Source organism: Paenibacillus montaniterrae (assembly GCF_018403185.1).
GTDB classification, from domain to species: domain Bacteria; phylum Bacillota; class Bacilli; order Paenibacillales; family Paenibacillaceae; genus Pristimantibacillus; species Pristimantibacillus montaniterrae.
This window is the reverse complement of record NZ_BOSE01000019.1, coordinates 1-19224: the sequence shown is the minus strand read 5'-3', so window position 1 is coordinate 19224 and position 19224 is coordinate 1. Positions and strand designations below refer to the sequence as shown.

Here is a 19224-nt window from a genome sequence, read left to right as displayed (position 1 = left end):
AAACCTAGAACATCTCAATAGAAACGCGGAGGGTCATTGTAATGAACAAAAAAGTTATACTATCGATGGTTGGCATGATGTTGTTTGGAATGATTGCAGGAGCTGGCGTCATGATGAATGATGAAGCTTATAAAGCTGTCAAGAAAGCATTCGGTGGCGGTACTAATAATACGATTGGCTATATGGGAGGAATCAGCGGCTTTACTCCAATGCAGCTGCAGGGCCTGGATCTGGAGACAGCTCTCCTGATGGTTCAGCAGCAACGCACCTCCTTACTGGATCAGCAATTATCAAGCCAGATTAATGATGTAACGGCACGCAACCAAACGATTGCGGAGTATAATACGCTAATTGGCAAGCTGTATCAGGCAAAGAACCAATCATCTGCCAGCATTGCGCTGGATAAGGACACGAACGACAGCTTATTGAAGCACGGATTTGTAACAAAGACAAACAGCAGCTACAGCTCGCAGGAAATCGACAGCATAATTAGCAGCTTGCGCAGTAAAATCGATGCGACGAGCAATTCGCAGCAAATGGATATGCTTCGTCTGCAAAGCCTTACCAATAAACGCAATGAAGCGTTCGATGTAATGACAAACTTCATTAAGAAAATGCAGGATTCTAGAAGCTCTATTATTGGAAATATGCGTTAACAATTTAATATTATCTGATATAATAAATAAATCAGATGATTGAACGGAATCTTCTCAAATGAGAAGGTTCCGTTCTGCTATGGAGAGATGAATATGGGCAGTTCTGTTGAAGCGATTCAAAACCATACATTGCTGCACGGTGTTCCGAGACATGAGCTGGAGGCCGTGGTCGCTGCAATGGAGTATATTGTGCTTGAGCATAATGACGTGCTAATTCATGAAGGCGAGATTGGAGATTGCTGTTACTTTATCGTTTCGGGGCAAGCCGTAGTATCGACCCGAAGTATAACCGATCGCCCCCTTGTGCTAGATGTGCTTGGCCCCGGGGCAATCGTAGGTGAGATCTCTTTGTTGCTGCAGGAAAAACGTACTGCCGATGTTAAAGCACAAGGCAAATTAGAAGCGCTGCGTCTCAAATCCGTTGATTTCAACAGATTTTCCGAATCAAGTCCTATGTTTCATGAAAGTCTTCTATTCTCCTCACGAATCCGCTTATTGCATGGCCTGCTGCGAAAAACGACCATCTGGTCATCTATTCCCGATGCAGAATTGCGAGGCCTTGCAGAGGTAACTCGTAAAGCTTCTATTTCCTCTGGCGAAAAGGTTCTCGTTGAAGGCTCTATATCGAACCAGCTCTATATGATTTCAAGCGGTCGCTTTCAAGTAGAAAGAAACGGCCGCAAAATCATTACACTTGGCAGCGGCGATTGCTTTGGCGAAGTCGATCTATTACTGAATGGTCCTTATAGTGGTACGGTTACAGCATTAGAGGACAGTGAGCTGTTAATAATCGGCAAAGAGGAATTCCATTATATTTTGCAGCAATACGAGCAGGTACATAGACAATTTATTGAGCTCATCTGTCTCCGTCGCCCTGAGCTTGCAGCGCTGCTTAAGCCTGAACAGCCAGCAAAACAGCCAGCCAAGCAGCAGCATGCAGCTAAAGCCGAAAAACGAAATAACTACAAGCTCGGCGATAATTGGATCACTATCGTCCTTGTACTTGGCGGGCTATTTATATTGTTGACCATACTCTCCGTATGGCTTAAGCATCCCGTATTAATTGCTGCTGCTCTATTTATCGGTGGATTGGCTGGACCAGTCGCTTACGTATCCTTTGTGCGCGGGGCGCAGCTGCTTGGGTATCGCGGCTCTCGTCTGGCGCTCGTATTTGTTGTTTCTGCTTTAACGGCTGCACCAGTGGCTTTAATTTTGGAGCGATGGCTGCTTTTTGGCGGCTTTGCAGGCTCCTCAGCAAGCAGGCTTGGTTCATTTGCAGAGCCTATTGTAATCAGCTTAATAGAAGAATGCGTCAAGCTGCTTGTTGTTGTTGTGTTATTGCGTAATCGCAAGCAACGTTTTTTAATGGATGCACTCGTATTTGGGGCTGCTGTCGGAATGGGGTTTGCGGCTATCGAGAGTATACTATATGGCTTTACTTATCTTCAGCAGGGAACGGCTGCAGATATGCTCGCTGTACTTTGGCTGCGTGCGCTGCTATCGCCATTTGGACATGGAACATGGACGGCTATTGCGGCGGCCGGCTTATGGTTTTGGCTACAAAGCAGAAGTGATGCGCCTGCCCGCCCAGGCTCAGCTCCAAGAATTCGCAATTTCGCATCTATGATTGGTCTAATGCTTTGCAGTATCGTACTGCATGCGCTATGGAATAATCACGAGCTGGAAGGGCTTGCTCGCTTAACAGGAATGATTATGATAGGTGCAGTAGGCATCCTGTTGCTCTATCTGCTGCTTAGAAAAGGGATGTCAGATGAAGTAAAAGCGCTGCAGCTGCTCAATCCGGTTATCAATGCTGCTGCTTCGCAACATTCGCAATTACAAGAGCTTCAGCTAGCGTCAAACAGCTTGGCTTCATTGCTATGTGACGGCTGTGGAACTGTATCGCCTCCCGATGCTAGCTATTGTGCGCGCTGCGGCCAAGCGCTTCGCGCCAAAAAATAACGGGTTGTCTGGATTGTCAATGAGTACCTACTGACAATCTAGACAACCCGTTTTACCTTGCTTGCTATACAGCTTTAACCGCTTCAGCAAACTGCTGCAGCGCTTGAACTAATATCGAGCGCGGACAAGCCAAATTGACGCGCAGCCAGCCAGCTCCTTCAACTCCGAACATCGAGCCTTCATTAAAAGCAACCTTTGCCTTTTTATGCATAAGCTCCTTCAATACTGCCGGCTCCTCGCTAATCGCGCGGCAATCAAGCCAAAGCAAATAGGTTCCTTCCGAAACAAGCGGTTTAATCATTGGCGCATGCTCCGCCAAGTAGTCGATCGCGTAATCCATATTGCTCTTGACGTACACTAGCATATCATCAAGCCACTGCTCGCTTTCATTGTATGCAGCCTGCACCGCATCCTGAGCAAAATGGCTTGCCATATGAATGCTCAATACCTTTACCCGTTGATCGAATTTGGCGCGCATTTGAGCATTCGAAATCATAGCAAACGATGTATGCAAGCCTGGCAAATTGAATGTTTTCGTTGCGGCAAGTGCAGTTATCGTAATATCTGCCACTTCCTCTGACAACGAAGCAAACGGCGTATGCGGATGTCCCGGGAAGGTCAGATCGCAATGAATTTCATCGGAAACGACAATAACCTTGTATTTCAAAGCCAGCTCAGCCAAACGCTGCAGCGTTTCACGCTCCCATACTCGTCCGCCTGGATTGTGTGGATTGCACAACAAAATCATTTTAGCACCAGCAGCAAACAGTTGCTCCAGCTGAACAAAATCCATTTCATAGCGGCCGTTAATGAGCAGCAACGGATTGCGCTCCACCTTGCGACCGTTGCCTTTTATAACATCATAGAACGGATAATAGACAGGCGATTGCAGTACGACCGAATCGCCCGGCTCTGTAAATAAATCAACGGCCAGGCTCAATGTCGTTACTACGCTTGGCACATCAATAATCCAGTCTGTTTGAAAGCTCCAGTTATGTCTGCGCTGGAACCAGCCGGTAACCGACTCCAAATAAGATTGCGAACGAATCGAATAGCCGTAAATCCCGACCTCTGCTCTTTCCCGAATAACCTTTCTAACTGCAGGCGGACTATAGAAATCCATATCTGCCACCCACAGCGGAAGAATGCTTTCATCGCCAAATAATGGTTTAACCTGATCCCATTTATAGGATCTGGTATTGCGTCGATCAATTACTTCATCAAAATTATAGCTCAAGCTCCACACCTCACATTTTGTATATAGTATTACTGTAGCATGTTTGCAGATGTTCGCCAACATTTCCGCGTGTTATTACACTTAACCGCGCGATACGTTCGGATGGCCGGGAACATAAAATCGCCATGGATAGTCCTTTGCTTCCCCGCTGTTTGGTATTCCGATGCGTGGTCCGGCAGCAATCAAGTCATACGCTTGGCCCGCCGCAATCCATAACGGCTTTTCAGTTACGTTATGCCCGTAATCCGCCATTGTAATGCCTAGCGCCTTGCACAGCTTGCCAGGCCCATTAGTCAACTCACGATCGGATTTCAGCTCTCCACGGCGATTGCGCATCAATTCCAAGCCTATATGCGGCTCTACACCGCGGATGAGCACCGCCTGCGGCTCGCCAATGCCGGCAGCTACCACATTGACAAGACAGTGCGTATGCATTTGATACGTATAAATATGCCCTGCCGGACCAAACATCACCTCTGTACGTGCAGTGCGTCGATTATTATAGCTATGAGCCGCTCGATCCATTGGACCTGCATAAGCCTCAGTCTCGACAATAAAGCCCCCGGCTACCCCTTGCTCCGTCTGCTTTAGCAGCAGCTTGCCGATAAGCTGCTTGGCGAGCTCCAGCGAGCTTTTCTCATAAAATTCTAGCTGCAGCGGTTCGTAATCCATCATAATCCCTCCTGCATCTATCATACACAAAATAGAGGCCATCGCCCAAATCCTAAGATTGGCAAGCAGCCTCTTTTTTATCCATATCCATCAAGCTAAGTATTTGCTAGGTAACAGGGAGGGAGCTAATTCTCCTTTACTAGAATCGAATGCGGCGCCAGCAGCTGTTTCAAGCTGCCCAGGTCTCGATCATGCATATAGCCTTCTATCATCTTCTCATTCCCTTTAAACTGTACGAGCAGCATGCGCCGCACCGTGCTTTCACTTTCAATACACACCGTATAAATCGAGGTCCAGTCCGTTATTTTATGCTGGCCCTGCACCCCTTTTTCCGTAATAAAATGCGAGATTGTACGAGAAGGAAATACGATATAAAGCAATATCGCAATCCCAGCATCTATAAATTGCAGCTCATACGGCTCAGCAGCCTGTGACAGCTTCAAATAAATATACAGCACATATAGCAAAACAGTGGCAATAATAGCGAGCGTAAGCCAGCGATCCAATCTGCGTATAAAAAGATGGTTATGGTCGCGGTAAAACGTGGATGTTATCGATTCAAGCAGTAGACCCGAACGCTTTGTTCTGGCAATATATAGCACGGCACACTCTCTGAATATAAACATTAAAATGCACAGCGTGATACAGCCTGCAACTACCAGCTCCATCGTTCCTCGCTCCCCTCTATCATTCAATTCCGATTCTCTTTCATCTATTATTTACAGCTGCTAGCTTTGCTATACCTGCTAGGGCGTGTCTGAAAACTTTGATATTAGCAGCTCTGCTCTTCGCTAAGGCTACTCTATTAGTATGTATATTAGCCAGCAGGACCCGTTATGTGCAAAGCTTGTCATAATAAAAACGCGCAAGCTTCGGGGGCTGTTTCTATCCCGAGGCTTGCGCGATCAGCACTGCATTTGCTTGTAAAAGCTCTATTGATATCGTTGATGATTATCAGAATTTATAATGATAACGTGATAACATTACGGCTCTCTCGTAATTTCCAGATAGCCTTCATTGTACCAGTCAATCTCGGCACCCAACGCATCAGCCATTGCACGTGCTGGCACAAATACGATGCCATGGCGCGCCTCAACTGGAGCAGACCATTGCACCTCTTCACCGTTAATAACGGCAACATTGCTGCCTGCAGCGATTTCAATCGTTGTATTCGTCGCTTTATCTAGCAAGAAAACTTGCTTTGTTTGCGGGTTATACGTTACTTTGCCGCCAAATTGCTCCATAATATCTCTTGCCGGAATCATCGCCTGCTTCTTTTCATTCAAGTAGACGCTGTATTCCCATTCCTCGTCCAAGTAATTCCAATAGCTTTGCTTTGTAATATGGAATTGCTCACGCAGCAGCTTATCTATCAAGCTGTCTTTTTCAAACAGCTCAACAACTTCAAAGCCCTGCATGTATGCTAATGATTCAACACTTACCGTATTCAGCGTCTTGGCAGGCTCCTTAGCCTTCACTTCGCCATTCACATTCCAGAATTGGGACGCTGCCGTAATAGAGAAGCCGTCAACACCATAAAGCTCGGCTTCTTGCTTCAAGGCCGGATCAATAGAATAGTGAAGCGAGAAGCTTTGCTTGCGCAAATTCAAGCTTGAATCCACACGATAGTCAAATGCAATTTGCAAGGAATCATTCAGCACTTGCTCAAGCACCAACAGATCCTCTTCGTTCATTTCAGTCATCGACTGCTCTAGCTCGCTTAGCATAGTCAGCAGATCATCGACAACCTGCTGCTTGATTTCCTCAGGAGACAGCTCAGCTTCCTCTTCCGTTTCGATGTATTCTCCCGCATCATCCTCAGCTTCTGGCATCGGACCGCCAATGCCAAGCACGTAAGATTCAGCACCACCAAGGCCAAGTGCGGCAAGCTGCTCTTCCTGCTCAGCGTAAATGTTGAATATTTCTCCAATCAGCTTTTCCAGACCTTCACGATCGCTTGCCAGTGAGCTTACAAGCTTCTTAGCCCAGTCCCACAGCTCCAAGCCTTTAATCTCGCCTTGAATCGCTATTAAATCAGTGGACACTCCATTAATTTGCTCGGTAACAGGCTTAACCGACAAACGCTCAATGTTAGGCAAATGACCAACGCTAAAATCAGTAATCAGCTCTGACATTTTTTGAACAGCAGCGATCACAGCGGCTTCGTCATAGTCTGCCTCAGCGGTACCTTCCAGTTCCTCTGAGCCGAACATTTCTTCATAATCCCAGCCCAGCTCTGTTTCATAATAGTAGCGTCTCAGCTCTTCCTCATGCTCGCCTGTCAAATCCAGTGAAAATGGCTGCTTGGCGCCGTCAAGCTTAATCACAGCCAGCTTATCCGACATACTCAAATCAAAGCCAAGCGAAGTCTGATCACCAAAGGTAATCGCGCCCTTCATCGAAGCGTGATATTCATCCTGTTGCTTATATTCATTGATTGCAAGCTTCACGTGGGAATATTGGCGCAGCATTTCAATGAATTGCTCCGACTGCTCCTCGTCCTCGCCAGCCTCTTCTGCCATCATTGCCAGCTCATCTTCATTTAAATTCAGCTTGAATTCCAGTTCGTATTTTCCTTCAGCCGATGTTACCTTCATCATATTTTTGATGACTTGGTTCAAGTCTACTCCCGCCACTGCCTGACAGCCCGCGGCAATAACCATGCTTAACACCATGATGACAGCTAGAATCTTTTTCACTTTCAACCTCATCAATTAAGCAACCTCCCCATAATCATAACTACGCAATATCATACCATCATATAGAAAAGGCGTATATGATTTTTTTAGGCGCTGCGGAGCAAAGCATCCTCCAGTCGCTTTTTAAATCAGCGCTCCGGAGCAATGCATCCTCCAGTCGCTTTTTAAATCGTAATGCTCTTATTTGAATTTTAAGGTTGCATTACGATGTTAAAGGCGACCCACTTCGTTTTTCAGCACTCCGGAGCAAAGCATCCTCCAGTCGCTTTTTAAATCGTAATGCTCTTATTTGAATTTATAAGGTTGCATTACGATGTTAAAGGCGACCCACTTCGTTTTTCGGATGCTTTGCTCCTCCGTTGGAGTTTTTTTGGCTGGTCTAAGAAACACGATACTAGAAAGCGAGGAGCGCAGCGTAGGCAAAAGCTACGTGAGCACCGCAGCTTTCGGTAGCGTGACATATTCGCCGCCGAATACACTACAACGCCAATCATCGTCATCAAAGTCGGACTTTTTGAACTACCTTTCAAATTGAAGTTTAAAAATTGGGCTTTCAGGACCAAGAAGATGGCACGATACTAGAAAGCGAGGAGCGCAGCGTAGGCACTTGCTACGTGAACACCGCAGCTTTCGGTAGCGTGACATCTTCGACGTCGAATACGCTACAACGCCAATCATCGTCATCAAAGTCCTATTTTTAAACAACCCTTCAAATTAAAGTTTAAAAATAGGGCTTTCAGGACCAAGAAGCTTGGACGCTAGTAGAAAATGAGGAGCGCAGCGTAGGCACTTGCTACGTGAGCACCGGAATTTTCGCTAGCGTTCAAGATTCGCCGTCAAATCCGCTACAACGCAATCGCATCGTCATCAAAGTCCTATTTTTAAACAACCCTTCAAATTAAAGTTTAAAAATAGGGCTTTCAGGACCAAGAAGCTTGGACGCTAGTAGAAAATGAGGAGCGCAGCGTAGGCAATAAGCTACGTGAGCACCGGAATTTTCGCTAGCGTTCAAGATTCGACGTCGAATCCGCTACAACGCAATCGCATCGTCATCAAAGTCCTATTTTTAAACAACCCTTCAATATAGAAGTTTAAAAATTGGGCTTTCAGGACCAAGAAGCTTGGACGCTAGTAGAAAATGAGGAGCGCAGCGTAGGCACTAGCTACGTGAGCACCGGAATTTTCGCTAGCGTTCAAGCTTCGCCGTCGAATCCGCTACAACGCAATCGCATCGTCATCAAAGTCCTATTTTTAAACAACCTCTACATTACATTTCTTTGGGGGCTGTGATGCCTACCAACTCTAACCCTTTCCCCAGCACAATCTGTACCGCTTGCACTAGTGCCAGCCTTGCCTGACGAACATTTTCCTCCGCATTTAAAATCGGATTGTGATGGTAAAACTGATTAAAGCTTTGTGCCAAATCAACAGTGTAGCGACTAATGATTGATGGCTCCAGCTTATTCATAGCCAGCTCCACTTTTTCTGAGAATTGCGCCAGTTGCTTAACGACTTGAATCGAAGCCTCATCTGTAAGTGCAGCAAACGCCTCAGCTCCCAAGGACTTGAACTCGATCTCGCCAAACTTTTGCTCGGCCTTTCTCAGCACATTGCACGCCCGAGCATGCGCATACTGCACATATGGTCCAGTTTCTCCCTCAAAGCTGAGCGCATCCTCCCAGGAAAACACAATATCTTTAATGCGGCTGGCGCTTAAATCATTAAATATGATCGCCCCAACTCCAACCTGTCTCGCTACTTCATCCTTGTCGGCAAGCGTCGGGTTTCTTTCTTCAATAATCGCTTTTGTTTTGGCAATCGCTTGCTTAAGCACTTCCTCCAGTCTGATGATGTTTCCTTTTCTAGTGGACAGTCCCATCCCTTCCAAACTGACTCGGCCAAATGCGACATGCAGCAAATCCTTATGCCATTCATACCCCAGCAGCTCAATAATTTTGAACCATTGCTGAAAGTGCAGGTTTTGTGCATAATCGGTAACATAAATTGCCTTGTCAAAGCTGTAGGCGGATTTTCTGTACAGCGCCGCGGCAATATCGCGCGTATGGTAAAGCGAGCTGCCATCCTTTTTCAAAATGAGCGCAGGCGGCATTTGATAGTCGTCGAGTCTGACCAATGATGCACCGTCGTCCTCAACAAGCAACTGCTTGTGCTTCAGCTCTGACACGACCCGCTCCATTTTATCGTTGTAGAAGCTTTCGCCAGCGTAGGAGTCGAATTCAACTCCGAGCAGCGCATAAATTCGCTTGAACTCAGCCACGGAAATATCGACAAAGCGGCGCCATAGCTGCAGTGCCTCCTCATCGCCTGCCTCCATTCTCACAAACCATTGGCGAGCCTGCTCCTCCAAGGACGGATCATGCTCGGCCTGTTCATGAAACTTCACATACAACTGCAGCAGCTCATCAATGCCATGCTCTGCAATCCGCTGCTCATTGCCCCAAAGCCGATAAGCGACGATCAGCTTGCCGAACTGCGTTCCCCAGTCGCCGAGATGATTAATCCGCACACAGTTATAGCCTAGAAACGTAAAGATTCGATACAAGGCATGGCCGATAACCGTCGACCGCAAATGAGCAATATGAAACGGCTTGGCAATGTTGGGTGAGGAAAAATCAATAACGATCGTTTTGCCTTGTCCAATATTACGAGCGCCAAATTTGTCAGCTTCGTTTAGCACCTGTTGCACAAGCTGCTGTACCAGCTTGCTTTTTTCCAAATAAATATTGACGTAGCCTGCAACCGCCTCAACACGTTCAATGATATCCCCCGATAGCTGTTCAGCCAATTGCTCGGCTATTTGCTGCGGCGCTTTGCGGTACAGCTTGCTCAGCTTGAAGCATGGCAGACACAAATCCCCCATGTCAGCATGCTGCGGATAAGCCATCAGCGCTTTAATCTCTTCCTCTGTAACTTGCTCCAGCAAACTAGAAAGCTGCTTGGCAATGATCGTCTTGTACATTTCCATCGTTACATACGCCCCCTTATTTTGCCTTAGGCTCTACCTTATTGAAAAAACATCGAACATCTAGCATCATCTGTTCGACTAAGCTACAAAGCTCCGCATCGTCATCAAAGTCGAATTTTTAAACCACATCTTCCAATAGAAGTTTAAAAATTCGGCTTTCAGGACCAAGAAGCTTGCACGCTAGTTAGAAAATGAGGAGCGCAGCGTAGATAGACCTACGTGAGCACCGGAATTTTCGCTAGCGTGCAAGATTCGCCGCCGACTAAGCTACGAAGCTTCGCATCGTCATCAAAGTCGAATTTTTAAACCACATCTAAAAAAGGCTCTCGTCTCTTATTGAGACGAGAGCCTAAAGTCCCCGCGGTACCACTCAATGTACGAAGGCTATTCCTTCGCCACCTCGTTTGATAACGGTCGATGACCGAATTTGCCTACTAATTTCAGCAAATTATCTCCTGGGTGCGCTTCCTTACAGTCTCGTGCACTGGCTCCCACCATCCCAGCTCGCTTGAACCGTTCGACTGAAGTACTCTCCCATTCCTCGATGATTTCATTTTGGTTTTATCTCATTTTACCCAAATTAAACAAAATTGCAAGCAGCACTCATCTATTTGCGTGCCACAATTTCGTTAATTAGTGAATCCAATGTTTGGCCATTCATCAGCTTGGAATAGCTGTCATCCACTGCCGATAGCACATAATGATCATCTACAATATAGTAGGTGCCAAAGCGAGTAAAGAAATGCTTGCCTTCATGAAGCTCCTGGCCCGCCGAAACACCGCTTACAATTTTCATCCCTTTTTCCAGCTTAGGCTCATAACCGACAAAGTCTGAATTATAGGCAAGCAGAATCGTATCCTTTACAGGCTCGCCGCGAATGACCTTCTCGACCTGTACTTCATATTGCACGAAGCTTGGCTTATATACTGGAAGCCCTTGGCTTGCTTGCTTTTCGCCTATTTTTTCATGCACCTCACCAAGCTTGCCAAGATCAACCTCATATGGCGGCAGCTCGGAAATAACCTCGCCTATAATAACGGTTTCCGCAATATCAACAATTTCCATAAAAGACGAGCTTTTCATCGTTACGAACTCGGGATCTTCATTGTAGGCAGGGTACTGTTCCCTTAGTTCTGCAATACGCTCTGGCGATAATGGCTGCAGTTTTGTTTTGCCTAGTACTTGAAAGCCGATGATTACAGCAATAGCAATCACTACAATCAAACCGCCAATCCAAAGTCCTTTATTTTTCAGTATGCTCATTTGCTTCACCTCAATATTTATTATTCAAATCATTGATGTCATGCGTTCTTGGAGGGTAGTAGCCATGATAGCCATAGCGCTTCATGACAGAATCGGCTGTTGATGGATAAAACTCTGCGTCAGAGTGCCCCAAGCCTAGCGCATGGCCAATTTCATGGACCATAAGCTGGATCTTATGGTTGTTCGATTCAAGGTCAGAGGTGAACGGAGTAAGATAGATGGAAGCGTGTTTAATTTTTTTCGATGAATTTTTCGCTGTTTGCGGTGAGGTAATCAATACATTGTCAGTCGTAGTCGCGTCGCATATGCCTAAATAATTGCGTGAGATCAGATAGCCGAAACGATTATTCCAGTACGATTCTGTTGCTGTAGCCAAATCTACAGTGGATGATGAGAACGAAGCTTGATCGACTTTTACTTTCGATGAGTAGGTGGGCCACATAATAGCCGCCGTTGCGTACTGACCGCTGTAGCTTGAGCTTAAATAATCACCATTCATTTCCAAATGCGCTTTACCGGAGCTTAATTTGTTCCATTTTAACACAATAGCGGTTCCATTAGGCGGAGTACCCTCATAATAAATTTCGTGTGCCTTAACAGGGGCGTAATTCGCTAGTACGAAGCAAGCACATAGCAGCATCATAAGCGTCATAACCTTTTTTTTTCATTAACTTCCCTCTCTTCACTTGAATTTTAATACGCTAGCAACCACCAAGTTGAATATATGTAAAATAATAGAATATATAATATTTTTTTCAATGTAAGAAATTAAAGAATTCACTTCAATAATTAAAGTTTTTGCCAGTAAAAAAAGAGCACCGATTGATCATCTCAATATTAAAACAGAAATGATCGATCGATGCTCACATCACACAGGTTAATTTTTATCAGTTTCTAGCTCAATTTCTTTAATCACTTTCGCAGGATTACCACCAACAATCACGTTGTCCGGAACATCCTTTGTCACGACGGCTCCTGATGCAATAACGACATTATTTCCAATCGTTACACCCGGATTAATAACAGCTCGCCCGCCAACCCAAACATTGTTGCCAATCGTTACGGGTTTACCGTATTCCGGGCCCTTAATCCGCTCGTAAGGATCTACAGGGTGTGTTGCCGTATAGACGTGCACCCCGGGTCCGAACATGCAGTTATCGCCTATCCGCACCTCACAGACATCCAGAATCGTACAATCAAAGTTTGCATAGAAGTTTTCGCCTACATGAATATTATAGCCGTAGTCAAATCGGATGTTTGGCTCCATTCCCAGGTTATTTCCGGTCGATCCTAGCAGTTCTTTAAGGATCCGCACTCGCAGCTCATCATCCATTTCGGTAGTCTGGTTGTATATCCGTGTCATCTGTCTGGCATATGCGCGATCACGCGTCAATTCGGGATCCCAAGCCTTATATAGCTCGCCAGCCAGCATTTTCTGCTTTTCTGATTTCATATTTCATCCTATCCTCTCATTATTAAGTAAAGTATTCTGAATTTTGTATTGGTCTAGCTGATCTGGTCAGACACGCTGAGATGATAATGCCAATAAGCACCGCAATCATAGCATGCAATAATCGGCTTCACCAATTCCGATAGCTGCAAATCCAATCACAATCATGAAAGAGGCACCCAGTATGACAAAACGTGCACCTTTTCGTGCAACACGTCAGGGGTACGAGAAACCCATGAAGCAAAGGACAGCACTGGCAAGGCAAATAGCAGGAAAAGGATGTTTCGGACAACTCGTGGATTCTGATTGTCAGCCGTTGTCATCAGCTTTGTCCTACCTCCTTTTCTCTACCAATTGCAGTGAATAGGCCAAGCTTTCCAGTGTCATTGTAATCAATCCATACATGTAGTCCTCCTCCGGATGCTCGAGCAGCGTCAGTTGCGGGATATGCATTTCTGGAATATACTTCAGGCATTCCTGACGGATAAGCTCTACATCGTCGTATTCAACCAAGCTTCCCGTTAAAGCAACCAACTCCGGATTCATTATTGCAATCAAACTGGATACGGAACGACCAGCTATTGAATGAAATGTGCTTCGATCATGCAATTGTTGGTAGAGCTCTTCAAGAGATATGCCAAGCGGCAAGAAGGCTATTTCCCCGGCAAAGCGAGTACTCCCTCTGTATATATGACCATCCACCATCATTCCTGCTCCAGGAAAGCTGCCTTCGATAAATGTTACAACCGCAAGTGACTTCTCTTCCTCGTATCCTTGCTTTTGGTAGAACCCATATACTGTCAGATTCATGTCGTTATCCAGGATGACCTCTACTCCATGCTTTTCGCGAATGGCAGCCTCCAATGGTATATTGATCAGCTCCTGGATATCGCTAACATTCACCACTCCTTGATTTACTGCACCCGGAATTCCAATCCCAATTGCTCGGATTTGAGGAAATTGATCAATGAGCTGATCAACCGTTTGATAAATTATTGAAGGATTAATCCGCTCATGCTCTTGATACCCTTCCATAATGGTCTCACCTGTCAGATTGGCAATCGTATAAGTGAGAGAATGCGCCTTTACACCAGCTCTAACAATCATGCAGGCAATATAAGAGAAATTCTGATTATATTGGTATAGCATGGCCGGTCGGCCGCCACTTGATTGTTCCAAGCCCAGCTCCATTATTTCGCCGGAATTCAGCAACTCATTTAGAATGCTGCCGCAGGTGGCGACACTTAGCCCTGTAGCTTGTGCAATCATAGACTTTGTACCTTGCTGCATCGTCTTTAAAGCCTGTCTGACTATTTCTTGATTCATTCTCTTGACTCGCATCGTATTATTGGTAATCGAATTCATTCATGATGCTCCAGTCACTTTAGTTTTTAAAATACTTTTAATAAGTGTAATTTTAATGTTTTTTCACTGGTATGTCTACTTTAAATCAGATTTTGAAGGAAACATTGTTGGAATGATGATAGAGTAGGATTGAAAAGCTAAAAGTATAGAAGTAATAGGAGGAATGGATTTGAGAACGGATATAAGTAATTGGATGCCAATAACTGTGCCGGAAATAAATAAAGTTTTTTCTGACATGCCGCTTCAGTGGTGTATCGCTGGAGGTTGGGCTTTAGATTTGCATCTATGTAAGCAAACAAGAGAACATAGCGATATAGATGTTATTATCATTCGAGATGAGCAATTAATCGCTTATCAGCATTTAAAACGTGATTGGATGTTATACAAGGCTCAGGATGGTAAGCTTGATCTTTGGGAAGATGGAGAGTATTTGAACTCCACGGAAGACATTTGGGTCAGTAAGAGTAGTGAAGCGCCTTGGGCATTTCAAATTATGATAATTGATACCGAAGAGAATTTTTGGACTTATAAGAGAGATAAATCAATCAGAAGACCACTTGATGAAATTTGTTTAAAAACTGTTGATGGCATACCCTATTTAAGACCTGAAATTCAACTGCTCCATAAAGCAGGTAGTTCGCAAATACGAGAAAAGGATTATCATGATTTCCAAACGATGCTTCCTTCACTTCTACCACAAGAAAAAGCATGGCTGAAATCCTCTTTAAACCGGCAATTTCCAGAAGGTCATGCCTGGATCAACTTTCTTTAATATATAGCGTAACTGCTCGTTGCTGCTTTTAACTAACTGAAAACGTCAGTTCAGCAAAAATAGCGGTAGTTATGGATATCATTTGACCTATCCATAACTACCGCTGCGCTACAACATGTTCATATGTCCAAATCTTCACTCCATTTACAAAGCAGGCATGTTCTGAAATGGGCTTTTTGGCTGCTGAAATGCTTCTTTCTAAAATCGAAAATCCCGATCGCCCGCCACAAATTACACATGTTAAGACAACGCCCGTTTTCCGACAATCGACAGGCCACGCCAAGTGAATTGATTTGCATAATTATTATGAATAGTGAAGCTGCTACTCTACTTGGGGGATTGATACGCCCCCTTGCTTTCACAGCTTTAAATTAAAACAGCTCCCGTCCCTTATTGAGACGAGAGCTGTTGTTTCCGCGGTACCACCAAATATGTAATGGCTGCTTTTTTCGTTAGCATAGCGCTAGTCAAGAAGCCTCTCTATTTACTTATTGCTCACTTGCGGTAAATCGTTGCTTCAAGCTGCTGTTGCGTTTTGTATGCTTGAAATTAGTAATCGCTAGTTCAATTGCGCGAGGCTGGCCGATGACACATACAAACTGCTGCGCCCGCGTGTAGCCCGTATAAAGTATGCTGTTGTTCAGCATATGGGCATGCTCCGGCATAACAATTAAAATCACTGCCTTCCACTGCGAGCCCTGCGACTTATGTACGGTCATTGCATAGCAATGATCGAGCTCATCGAGGCCGTCTGCATATTTGACATAGCCGTCCTCATACCGCACAATTACGACTGCACGCTCGCCTTGCTCAGCTTCCTCAATGCAAATGTCCTCGATTACGCCGCATTCTCCATTCGTAATGCCAAGCAGCTTCTTATTCTCGATATATGCACCGGACTCGTCCTTGCTGTACCAAATTTTGCTGTAGTTGTTGACCGTATGGATAACCTTGTCGCCTGGCATGAAGTACAGCGTAAGCTGTTCACTTTGCTCTTCTTCTGCATTTTGCTTGGCGAATTTGCAATTCTCGACCTTCAGCATAGGTTGCTGCTCATTAAATGCTTGCTGAATCAGCCAATTCATTACATACGTGCCGGCTTCGCCTTTGCGCTGCGGACACAGCACCTGAATTTCCTCAAGCGAATAGCCGTGTGCTTCTATTAATCGTGCAATGGAACGAAGCACAGCAGTTTGCATGCGCGCTGCGCTTGGTTGAGCAATAACGAACGCATCGCCTGTCGGTGCTTGCTCGGCAATCATTCTTCCTTGTATGATGCTGTTCGCATTTGCGATAATACCTGAATCCTTGCCCTGGCGCTTGACAACATCAAGCGTCACGACCGGAATCATGCCGCTCGCAATAAGATCATGCAGCACATTGCCCGCTCCTACACTCGGCAGCTGCTTTGTATCTCCTAGCAAAATGACCTTGCAATGCTCTGGCAGCGCGCAAAGCAAATGCTTGGCCAGCATCATATCGAGCATCGAGCTCTCATCCAGTACGATACAATCGACAGGCAAACGATTTTGCTCGTTATATTCAAAGCCGCGCTCCGGGTTATAGCTTAGTCCGCGGTGAATCGTTGTGCAAGGGCGACCTGTTGCTTTGGACGCTACCTTTGCAGCCTTGCCTGTCGGTGCAAACAGCTTAACCTCAAACGGCAGTCCGCGCTGCTTGTATTGCAGCTCGAGCAAATCAAGAATAATATTAAGCGTGAACGTTTTGCCGCAGCCCGCACTGCCATTCAAAATATGGATGCCTCCGCTTTGCTCGCTAAACTGGATGACCGCCTCCAGCTGCTTTCGCTCCAAATGAAGCTGCTTTTCCTGTAAATAAGCAGCAGCATCCGCAGCTGCCGTCTCAAATCGCTGTGCCGGATGCAGCATAATCCGCAAGATTTGCGCTGCTGTCTTAAGCTCGGCCTCATACAGCTCCGGCAAATAAATCCGATCCTGCTCTTCAACCAGCTTGCCGCGCTGCACACATTGCTCAAGCAGCTGTGAAAGCTCCGCTCGCTTAAAGCTTACTGCTATTGCATTTACTGCCTGTCCATCATGGTCTGCACCATTCAGCCCACTTGCCGACGATATATTGAGCGTCGCTTTCACTTTGTCGATTAATGCTTCACGCTCAATAAAGCAATGTCCATCATAGGATGCCTCGCGCAATATATAGCGAATGGCTGCAAGCATACGGCTGCGTGAACGCATGTCCAGTCCAAGCTGCATTGCAATCCGATCGCAGCGGCGAAAGCCAAAGCCTCTAACTCGTTTGCTGAGCAGATAAGGATTTTTCTCTATCAGTTGATCAACCTGCTGGCCAAGCTCAGCAATCAGCTTACGAGCCTGGTTCAAGCCAATTCCCCAGCTCTGCAGCTTGGCCAGCACATCAAAATTTCCTCCCAGCAGCTTAAGCTGCTGGCTCCAGGCTTCCGCTTGGCGAAGACTAACACCTGCAAGCTCAGCGGCAACTCGCGCTGGCTGCTCAACCACAACATCCATAACCGCTTCCCCAAAATGAGCGGCAAGCGTATGTGCTCGTTTATCCAGTCCATCAAGGCTTTGCAGCAGCAGGATGATCCCCTCCAGCGTAACAGGTCTGGAGGTATAGACTGCGCTGACTTTGATTTGCTTCATTCCTTTATAAAGCGCAACCTTGCCTTCGATCTGATAGCTGACCTCCTGCTTTAGTCGAAACGGAATTGTTCCGCTTATGACAAAGGCTTGCTTGTCAGCTTCCATACAAACGTAAGCGCCATAGCTTGATTCCTCATCGTAAACCAATTCTTCAAAAATAGTTACAGCCCGTTTGACAAGCTCATTCGTCTCCATTGTCTTTAGCCACTCAGGCATCCGTTTTTTCAGACTTGACGCTCCTAGCATTTGCTCTCCCTCCGCTTTCCGGTCAATAATGTTGCGTTTGAGCCTTTCTTTCGCTTAATCATTTTGCCGTCCGTACAGCTGCGCTGCGGCAGCTTATGCACCTAACATTATGCTTTAATCTGCAAATGCTGTCTACTATTGCAACATCTCCTTCTTCTATAGACGATTTCAAGCCAATGCAACCAAAACTTTCCATAGTACGTCTAGTAAGAAACTCGGAAAAAGGAGTGGGAGCATGAATTCCTCTTATCTTTCCATAAAAATAAAGCTGCTGGCCGCCTTCATAATACTTTGCCTGCTGATTTTAGGCTGCTCGCTTTCCAGCCATGTTGCAAATCAGCAGGCTGTTGCAGGTGCGATGCAAACTGAGCAGCAAGAAAATCAACAGAATCAGGTTTATATGCTTCAAGCGAATGCAGATTATGCTGTGGCCAGCAGCGTAAAACATTTGGTCGATTACGCTCAGCATATTGTCATCGGGCAGTACGGAACATTTATTGAACAGTTGGATTCAGCGGGCAATATAATTAGTGAGGTGTATGCCTTCGAGATTGAAGAAGCGTATAAAGGAGATCTGGAAGGAAGTATTGAGGTAGCGATTGCAAACTATCAAATCAAGCGGATCGAGCATCTTAACAAAATATATGAGTTGAAGCTTGAGCTGCCCTATTTTACAGTACCAGAGCAAGGCAAAAGCTATATTTTGTTTTTGGGCGCGGAGAGGAACAACGAGCCGTTCAGGCCAGCAATAATTCCTTTTAAAATTATGTTTGATGATGCAGACCAAGCCGAGCTGCCGCTTAGGAAAATAGAGCAACAGCCGCAACTTCAAATAAGCGAGCATGAATATGTAGCGTTCGAGTCCTATGATATGAATACGCCTTTAGAAAAAGGGATACCGGGCAGAAGTAAGGCTGAGCTAATCGAAGTCATTAAGCAGGAGATCTTAAAGCAAGCTAACGAGTAGGCTAGCGAGCGAGGGCTGTCCGTGAAAGTGAAGCAGCTGTTGGCTAAAGAAACTGGATAATGCTATTTGTGACAAATGAAGTCTTTCTCAATTTTAATGAATATATATCGTCTTATGTTGCGACTTTCGCTGTAATTGGGGCAAATTTCTGCCCTTAGCGTTATGAGTATTCGTTAGATTTCTATACAGGACTTATGCAGTTCGCCCCAACAATTGTAAGAGCAAGACTTTAATAGATGAACAGTTATCATTCAAAAAAATACTTGACAAATAAAAATCGCCTAAATAATTGTGAAGGATACCTTTTTA

At 45.5% G+C, this 19224-nt stretch carries 14 protein-coding genes and 1 other annotated feature; of the genes, 4 read left to right on the top strand and 10 right to left on the bottom strand.

The annotated features are described in order from the left end of the window. The first annotated feature begins 41 nt into the window (after window positions 1–41). A complete protein-coding gene (locus KJS52_RS26705; protein WP_213520653.1) occupies window positions 42–656 on the top strand; it encodes a hypothetical protein in 615 nt (204 codons plus the stop codon). 93 nt (window positions 657–749) lie between these two features. Beyond that, window positions 750–2618 (top strand): cyclic nucleotide-binding domain-containing protein, encoded by a 1869-nt coding sequence (locus KJS52_RS26700; protein ID WP_213520651.1) that lies wholly within the window; start codon window positions 750–752, stop codon window positions 2616–2618. A 64-nt stretch (window positions 2619–2682) separates the two neighbouring features. Here the strand turns inward: KJS52_RS26700 and KJS52_RS26695 are convergent, their stop codons facing one another. The 9 genes from KJS52_RS26695 to KJS52_RS26655 all read right to left on the bottom strand — a co-directional run bounded on the left by KJS52_RS26695 (window position 2683) and on the right by KJS52_RS26655 (window position 14291). After that, the gene (locus KJS52_RS26695; protein WP_213520649.1) at window positions 2683–3855 is read right to left on the bottom strand and encodes a MalY/PatB family protein; all 1173 of its coding nucleotides are present in this window, start codon (window positions 3853–3855) and stop codon (window positions 2683–2685) included. An 81-nt stretch (window positions 3856–3936) separates the two neighbouring features. Next, window positions 3937–4527 (bottom strand): DNA-3-methyladenine glycosylase, encoded by a 591-nt coding sequence (locus KJS52_RS26690; RefSeq protein ID WP_373871393.1) that lies wholly within the window; start codon window positions 4525–4527, stop codon window positions 3937–3939. A gap of 125 nt (window positions 4528–4652) precedes the next feature. Then, window positions 4653–5195: a hypothetical protein gene (locus KJS52_RS26685; protein WP_213520647.1), complete on the bottom strand. Its 543-nt coding sequence runs from the start codon at window positions 5193–5195 to the stop codon at window positions 4653–4655. Between the two features lie 315 nt (window positions 5196–5510). Further along, window positions 5511–7226, bottom strand: a complete 1716-nt coding sequence (locus KJS52_RS26680; protein WP_213520645.1) for a copper amine oxidase N-terminal domain-containing protein — start codon at window positions 7224–7226, stop codon at window positions 5511–5513. A 1267-nt stretch (window positions 7227–8493) separates the two neighbouring features. Continuing rightward, window positions 8494–10212, bottom strand: coding sequence for an arginine--tRNA ligase (gene argS, locus KJS52_RS26675; RefSeq protein ID WP_213520643.1), 1719 nt, complete (start codon window positions 10210–10212; stop codon window positions 8494–8496). Window positions 10213–10546: 334 nt separating this feature from the next. Continuing rightward, window positions 10547–10763: a binding site (T-box leader), on the bottom strand. A 56-nt stretch (window positions 10764–10819) separates the two neighbouring features. Beyond that, window positions 10820–11476 carry a hypothetical protein gene (locus KJS52_RS26670; protein ID WP_213520641.1) on the bottom strand — a complete coding sequence of 219 codons (657 nt, stop codon included), beginning with the start codon at window positions 11474–11476 and terminating at the stop codon, window positions 10820–10822. Between the two features lie 10 nt (window positions 11477–11486). After that, window positions 11487–12020: a zinc metalloprotease gene (locus KJS52_RS26665; RefSeq protein ID WP_213520639.1), complete on the bottom strand. Its 534-nt coding sequence runs from the start codon at window positions 12018–12020 to the stop codon at window positions 11487–11489. Window positions 12021–12353: 333 nt separating this feature from the next. Further along, window positions 12354–12929 carry a sugar O-acetyltransferase gene (locus KJS52_RS26660; RefSeq protein WP_213520637.1) on the bottom strand — a complete coding sequence of 192 codons (576 nt, stop codon included), beginning with the start codon at window positions 12927–12929 and terminating at the stop codon, window positions 12354–12356. A 330-nt stretch (window positions 12930–13259) separates the two neighbouring features. Beyond that, complete coding sequence (locus KJS52_RS26655; RefSeq protein ID WP_213520635.1) at window positions 13260–14291, bottom strand: ROK family protein; 1032 nt, start codon at window positions 14289–14291, stop codon at window positions 13260–13262. A gap of 163 nt (window positions 14292–14454) precedes the next feature. Here KJS52_RS26655 and KJS52_RS26650 point away from each other — a divergent pair, with 163 nt between their 5' ends. Continuing rightward, complete coding sequence (locus tag KJS52_RS26650) at window positions 14455–15063, top strand: nucleotidyltransferase domain-containing protein (RefSeq protein ID WP_306433609.1); 609 nt, start codon at window positions 14455–14457, stop codon at window positions 15061–15063. Window positions 15064–15551: 488 nt separating this feature from the next. On the opposite strand, the gene recD2 is transcribed toward KJS52_RS26650, so the two are convergent. Beyond that, entirely contained in the window at window positions 15552–17948 is a 2397-nt protein-coding gene (gene recD2 / locus KJS52_RS26645; protein WP_213520631.1) for an SF1B family DNA helicase RecD2, read from the bottom strand. Between the two features lie 235 nt (window positions 17949–18183). Here recD2 and KJS52_RS26640 point away from each other — a divergent pair, with 235 nt between their 5' ends. After that, window positions 18184–18915, top strand: a complete 732-nt coding sequence (locus KJS52_RS26640) for a hypothetical protein (protein WP_213520629.1) — start codon at window positions 18184–18186, stop codon at window positions 18913–18915. The last annotated feature ends 309 nt before the right edge of the window (window positions 18916–19224 follow it).

Excerpts from the sequence above, each read along its gene's own strand:
- KJS52_RS26685 (WP_213520647.1), bottom strand. The coding sequence starts at position 5,195 with ATGGAGCTGGTAGTTGCAGGCTGTATCACGCTGTGCATTTTAATGTTT.
- KJS52_RS26670 (WP_213520641.1), bottom strand. The coding sequence starts at position 11,476 with ATGAGCATACTGAAAAATAAAGGACTTTGGATTGGCGGTTTGATTGTA.
- KJS52_RS26640 (WP_213520629.1), top strand. The coding sequence starts at position 18,184 with ATGAATTCCTCTTATCTTTCCATAAAAATAAAGCTGCTGGCCGCCTTC.
- KJS52_RS26690 (WP_373871393.1), bottom strand. The coding sequence starts at position 4,527 with ATGGATTACGAACCGCTGCAGCTAGAATTTTATGAGAAAAGCTCGCTG.
- argS (WP_213520643.1), bottom strand. The coding sequence starts at position 10,212 with ATGGAAATGTACAAGACGATCATTGCCAAGCAGCTTTCTAGTTTGCTG.
- KJS52_RS26660 (WP_213520637.1), bottom strand. The coding sequence starts at position 12,929 with ATGAAATCAGAAAAGCAGAAAATGCTGGCTGGCGAGCTATATAAGGCT.
- KJS52_RS26650 (WP_306433609.1), top strand. The coding sequence starts at position 14,455 with ATGGATTTGAGAACGGATATAAGTAATTGGATGCCAATAACTGTGCCG.
- KJS52_RS26705 (WP_213520653.1), top strand. The coding sequence starts at position 42 with ATGAACAAAAAAGTTATACTATCGATGGTTGGCATGATGTTGTTTGGA.
- recD2 (WP_213520631.1), bottom strand. The coding sequence starts at position 17,948 with ATGCTAGGAGCGTCAAGTCTGAAAAAACGGATGCCTGAGTGGCTAAAG.
- KJS52_RS26700 (WP_213520651.1), top strand. The coding sequence starts at position 750 with ATGGGCAGTTCTGTTGAAGCGATTCAAAACCATACATTGCTGCACGGT.
- KJS52_RS26655 (WP_213520635.1), bottom strand. The coding sequence starts at position 14,291 with ATGAATTCGATTACCAATAATACGATGCGAGTCAAGAGAATGAATCAA.